At 71.6% G+C, this 1152-nt stretch carries 2 protein-coding genes; one reads left to right on the forward strand and one right to left on the reverse strand.

Translation table 11 applies throughout. The features are described from left to right. Positions 1-337, forward strand: a 337-nt coding sequence (locus AC27IQ_RS25125) for an XRE family transcriptional regulator (RefSeq protein ID WP_487091239.1), incomplete at its 5' end; no start/stop codon positions are given. A gap of 50 nt (positions 338-387) precedes the next feature. Here the strand turns inward: AC27IQ_RS25125 and AC27IQ_RS25130 are convergent. Then, positions 388-1152 (reverse strand): DUF445 domain-containing protein (locus AC27IQ_RS25130; protein WP_487091240.1); only part of this gene is annotated, 765 nt, incomplete at its 5' end.

Here is a 1152-nt window from a genome sequence, read left to right on the forward strand (position 1 = left end):
CGAGCGGGAGTTCAACACCCGCCACTGGGGCAAGCCCATGACCCTGCATGGCGTGCGCCGCTGGCTGCTGGGCGAAACCATGCCCGATGCCCGCAAGCTCATCACCCTGGCCGAGTGGCTGCGCATGCCGGTGCAGGAACTGGCCTTCGGCACGCCCACGCCGCAGGCGCGCGAAGAAGCCGCCCGCTGGCACGTGAACCTGGGGTACGAGGACCGCGAACTGTTCGAGACCTACCTGAAGCTGCCCGTGCCCAAGCGCCGCCTGGCGCGCGAGGTGATCCTGGCCATCGCCAAGGCCCAGGCCGCCGAACAGACCCCGCGCGGCGGCAACCGCTGAAAGCCCGCCGGCCATACCGGCCGGCAACCACACCGCAGGGCGCCGGCCCCTCAGCCGGCGAACAGGGCGCCCACGCCCTGCGCCAGATCGTCCGCATGCGACAGGACGAACAGCAGCAGGCCGATGAAGCCCCCCACCACCGTGCCGTTGATGCGGATGTACTGCAGGTCGCTGCCGATGTGCAGCTCCACCAGGCGCGCCAGCTCCTGGGCGTCCCAGCGGTCCACGGTGTTGCGGATGTGCTCGGCCACGAACTGCGACAGCTCGGGCGCCCACTGCGCCGCCCACAGCTCCAGCCGCACGTTCAGCCGCACCCGCAGCGCCGGATCGCCCGCGAGCGACAGGCCCAGCCACTGGCCCATGGCCGCCACCTTGCGCGAGACCGCCGAGTCCTCGTCGGCCAGGTCGCGCTGCAGGCGCTCGCGCAGGCTGGTCCACAGCGTCTGCACGTAGCGCCCCAGGGTGGCGTCGTTTTGCAGGTAGTGGCGGATCGCCATGCCGCGCTCGGCCCATTCCGGGTCGGACTGCAGGCGCTCCACCAGCCGCTGCACCGCCCCGTCCAGCGTGCCGCGCAGCTGGTGGGCCGGGTTGCCGGCCACCTCGGCCAGCAGGTTCTCGATGGCCTGGGCGATGGCGCCCGCGCCCTTCTCGCTCAGCCAGTCGGTGGGCAGTACCTTTTCCTTCAGCGGGTGCTCGCGCTTGATCCACTGCACGATGGTCTCGGCGATGAAGGTGCGGGTCTGCGGGTCGCGCACCAGGGTGGACAGGCGCGCCAGCAGGTCGTCGAGCAGCGCCTGGTGGCGGCCGTTGTGGGT

The sequence above is a fragment of the Acidovorax sp. KPB24-07 genome (assembly GCF_057543315.1).